This is a genomic window from Candidatus Cloacimonadota bacterium (assembly GCA_020532355.1).
GTDB lineage: Bacteria > Cloacimonadota > Cloacimonadia > Cloacimonadales > Cloacimonadaceae > UBA5456.
Map to the genome: position 1 here is coordinate 1 of JAJBBD010000089.1, position 4,732 is coordinate 4,732.

The window sequence follows — 4,732 nt, forward strand, 5'->3', positions numbered from 1 at the left end:
CGCTGCTCATCCGGAGATACGGAGATAGTTTTATATTCCTCCGGAAAGATGTCCTTCCAGTTCAGATAGTGGTCAAACTCGCCTGTGATGGTGCCAAACCTGGCTTCATTGCCATGAGTGACGATGTTGAAGAGATTGCAATGGAATAGCCGCTCTTCGCCTTCCTTGATGCCATAGTCATCCACACGCAAGTTAGCATAGCGGTTAATCTGGATAAATGCCTCACTTAAGGGTTGAGCCACATCCATGTCTTTACATTCCACTACTACGATCGGCAAGCCATTGATAAACAGCACAATGTCCGGAATGATCGCCTGCTTGCTGGCTCCCGGAGTCTCGATCTTGAACTGGTTAATGGCGATAAAGCTATTGCGCTCAGGATTGGCGAAATCAATCAGCCGCACCGTGGGGTTTTGCTCTCCGGTCAGTGTATTCTGATCAACCGTCGTATTGCGGGTCAGAAGCTCAAACACTGCCTGATTTGCCTTGAGTAAGTCCATCCCCGGATGCATGGTCAGCTCGCTAAGTACCGCCTCAAGCTGTTTATCAGTTAGCCAGCTTCTGCCATCTTCAGTGAGATTAATCCTTTTCAGAGAAGCACTAAACTCGTTCTCAAGAATATACTCTCTGAAGCTTTCTCTCCTGCTGATGCTTGGATCATAGGGAGTAAACCCGGTTCCCTGATCAATTACTTCCCAACCAAGCTGCTGCAGCTTATCCAGGAAGGGACGTTCAACGCTGGTGTATTCTGACATAATCTACCCCAAGAGAACCTTGTCTATTATATCTTCAATTTCCTGCACTGAGAACGCTCCCCTAACTTGTCCATTCTCCAGAACTTTTAACTTCTCTTCAGTAACTATAAGTGTTCCGTTTCTTCCACCACCTTCTTGGTAAGGGAGTATTTCGTTTTCTCTATAGAATGCGAGTTTTTTGCTCCACCTTTCTATATATTCTGGGTCGTGCATCATACCACAATGTTCCCAGTAGTAAGTAACCCCTGTATCATCATTGTCAATGATGTAATCAGGTAAAATAACTACATCCTTAATGGTTATTCTCTTCTCATACATAGGTTTAATACCCTTCTTGAGCATCAACTGATAGATTATCAACTCACTTTTTGACCTTAGCATAACCCCATCTTCTGCTTGATGTATGAGGTTCTTTTCTAGGTAGTGACCATCAAAGTCGATGACATTGGGCTTAAAGAAGAGATTGGTGATACGGCTTAATGTTTCCGATTTCAACTGACTAGAATACTTTAGTAATTCAAGACCCTCTCCCTGCAGTAGCATCACAACTCTACCTTTTTGACGAGTTAGAGCGGTATAAATCATTTCACGAGAAAGGAGAGAACAATGCTGGGGTATTACTATAAAAGTGGTGCCAAACTCACTTCCTTGCGCCTTATGTATCGTTAAAGCGTACGCAAGTTCCAGCGGAGACTCCCCTTCTTCGCTAAACATCCAACTCCAGAAAGTATATGTATATCCTTTTTGGGAGGTAAACTCCACATGTGTGTTTTTGGGCTGTTGTTTATCAGCTTTCTTTCTGAATTGCCCTATCACTACACCAATTTCACCATTAGCCAGGTAATTCAAACCATCAAACGGGTACACTGATTTTGAATCTCTGGACTTATTGATGACATTAATTACTTTATCCCCGTAGACAATCTGTTCGGAACCGAGTGGTTCAGGCAGTTTTCTATACTTGTTCTGGATTTGCTTACTACGGAATTGCTTATGTATCTTTCTATTAATGGCTGATACTCCGTACAATTTTCCTCTAACCGGAGACAGAATTTGCCAATCTTCAACCGAGTGAACTGCTACACCTTTGTTAAAATAGTAGTTATCTACAGCACCGAGCGATTTATTAAAGCCATCCAGGTCGTCAAAACTCTCCATTGCCAGTTCTTCATGAAGTACCTGTTCGAGCAGTTTGTTAAAATCATCTTCATTCTGCCAACGTTCAACCCGGATATTTTCTGATGCTTTCTTGCTAATAAGGAGTTTGAAAACAGATTCGGCTGCAGGCTCCATAGTTCCTCCACCAAACCACTCCGCTAATTGTAAATCCTCTCGACTTGCACCACCTTGCCTGCGCCTGATTGTTAGTTCTGCATAACCAGGGGCAACCTTCGGAAATGAAGAGTCAATATCAGAAGGTCTCAGGTAGTTTACAATATCCACAAAAGGTCTTCCTGCTCCTATCGGTGGTAGTTGTCTATGGTCCCCGACTAATATGAATCTCTTAACGCCTTGCAAGCAATCCATAGTCGTTGAAAGCATCTCCTCTGTCAGCATGGAACACTCGTCTATGATCACAGTCTGATACGGCTCGGCACATCTCTTGTCAGACATCACGTATCTCCCTGTATCAGTGTCGTACCGTGAATAACTAACCAGAAACTGTGCAATAGTTTTTGCTGTTATGTTGATATCCCGGGCAATTTCTTCCATTCTTACCCTAGCTTTTCCAGTTGGAGCTAAGAAGAGAACTCCTGCACTCATAATCTCTTGCTGGCCAGCAAGTATCGTCAACAAAGTAGTTTTACCAGTTCCAGCAGGACCAATTAACAAAGAAAACCTTGATTCTGCAAGTGTCTGAAGTGCAGCTACTTTTTCATGCCTTGCTCTTTGTTCTTGATCATCAATTTGAGAACCTGGCAGCTTCGAGTTCAGAGTTACTTCCCAGTCTTCACTTATCAGAAGCTTTTGACCTTTTACCCTATCCATGATCTTCTTGGATATGATATTTTTGGTAAGGACATATCTGTTTAATTGGTAAGCTCTATCACCAGATGCGGTATCTGTTATTGCAATATCGCCACTAAAGACGTCTTCTGCGAGATCGTAATAGTCGCTATTAATTGGACATTCTGGGCGAATTCCCAAACTACGAATCTGGTTCACTAAGTCTTTCCTTGGAAGTAAAGTATGACCAGCATTGGATGCAATTTCTAGCTGATGAATAGTAAAGGCTTTGATTCTGTTGCTTGCCAATGGGTCAGTATATCTCATTGACACCGGTAACAGGTCTGGATAGTTTTCTTTGGTATACAACCCCATATCAATGGTCTTGATATCTACTGGTATCGTAGATAATCTTAGATCTGTGTAGATCAAATATGGATCAACTAGATACTCGCTCTCTCTTCGATCATGAACATACTTAGTTCTCTCTTCCTCAACCCATAGAGCAATTGCTTGTTCTATGGACAGATCGAACCGGCTTAGTAAATGCAGGAAGCTCAACCTATCTGGCTTTCTTTGCATTATCGATTTATACAAAGTCTTAGTATTTTCAGGTACTAAACTTTCAATTCTGCCATCTATTATGCCAGTATTACCGTCTGCAATCTTTTCAAATACTCTCCATGGATTAGATTGACAATCCTTGAGGTTATTGATTATCTCAGCAGCGACGAAATGCCCTTTCTCAATTCCAAATGCGCATAGAGCCGCCCCCATACCTGGATATGCTCCTCTGAGTTTATCTAGTTTTGAGATCTCATTGTGAATCCATTTTATCGCTGATTGATTGTGTTTGCCTATTCCAAATTCTTCTGCTCTTTCAAAAGCTTGCAGACATTCTAGTAAGATTCTTATCGCTGCATCATTGCTGACGTGTTCTGATGCATACGAAAACTCCAAGTGCTTGTCATCTGGAATTGAGACAATGATGTCGTTGATATCAAATTCTGGATTAGTCTTCTGAAAATCAGTAGCCTCATTATATGGCAATAAGAAACCATCTTTACAATCATTACGAATACTGTGATGTATCATGTGTTCCCAATAGGCTGTCCCAAACTTCTCGTTAGAACCCTCATATGCCTCACTTGGTTTGATATCATTAATCTTTCCAACCCCAATAAGCACCTTTCTGTTATCTTCAACAAAGGGGACCTGTTTTGCATATGCAAACACCAGAGAACTTGTAACATCAAGATGCTCAAAGAAGCAGTTCAATAGAGCTTTCTGGTTACGTATCTCCTGCACCCAACTTACAGGTTTTCCCCAATCTAGTACTGGTTCCCTGTCATCAGCATAATCAAGGTTATAAGCTTCCGATAGAAGTTCTGCATTTTCTTTTAAGACCCATCTATATGGAACAGCAGAAAAACTAAACGGCGGATATACGATTGTAGTAGGTTTTAAGTGCCCATGAGTCTTAGGAGATCCGTTGAAATATGGATGTGTTACAACTTTACGAATTGGGAACCCAGCCATAAAAACACCACGCTCACTGGCGCATACAGGATAATCATCTTGGGATAGATCTCTGATGGATTTTCCAGACAGTTTATCTTCTTTTTCATCGTCTCTATTCTCAGCACAATTCTTGAGTACTAAGCATGCGCTGTTTGCCTTTGGATTTCTGCAAATAGTTCCATCCCATCCATTGTCATGCCATGGCACTCTAACTGATAAGTGTTTTATCGGGTAATTGGAGTTATGTTTCATCATACCTAAATCCTCATCTCATTTAATCCTTACTTTCCCTGTAAGCAATTCTGCCATCAGACCTTTCTTCAGATCATGATACTTGCTCTGATTGCTTTGTTCTTTCTTAAGTGTTTCATCCAATGCCTTAAGAACAGCAGCTATCTGTTTCTGCTCAACGAGCGATGGCTTCAGTATCAAAGTGGCCTCCAGATCACTCCGGATAATCCCATTGATTGATGTCCCCTGGTTCATCTTCTTGAAGTCCTCAACCAATA

3 protein-coding genes are annotated in these 4,732 nt (G+C 41.7%); all 3 read right to left on the reverse strand.

The window, feature by feature from the left end; genetic code table 11:
• Window positions 1-755: hypothetical protein (locus tag LHW48_02870; GenBank protein ID MCB5259402.1), on the reverse strand; the 755-nt coding region annotated here is incomplete at its 3' end.
• A 3-nt stretch (window positions 756-758) separates the two neighbouring features.
• Complete coding sequence (locus LHW48_02875; GenBank protein ID MCB5259403.1) at window positions 759-4,478, reverse strand: AAA family ATPase; 3,720 nt, start codon at window positions 4,476-4,478, stop codon at window positions 759-761.
• 15 nt (window positions 4,479-4,493) lie between these two features.
• Window positions 4,494-4,732 (reverse strand): restriction endonuclease subunit S (locus tag LHW48_02880; protein ID MCB5259404.1); only part of this gene is annotated, 239 nt, incomplete at its 5' end.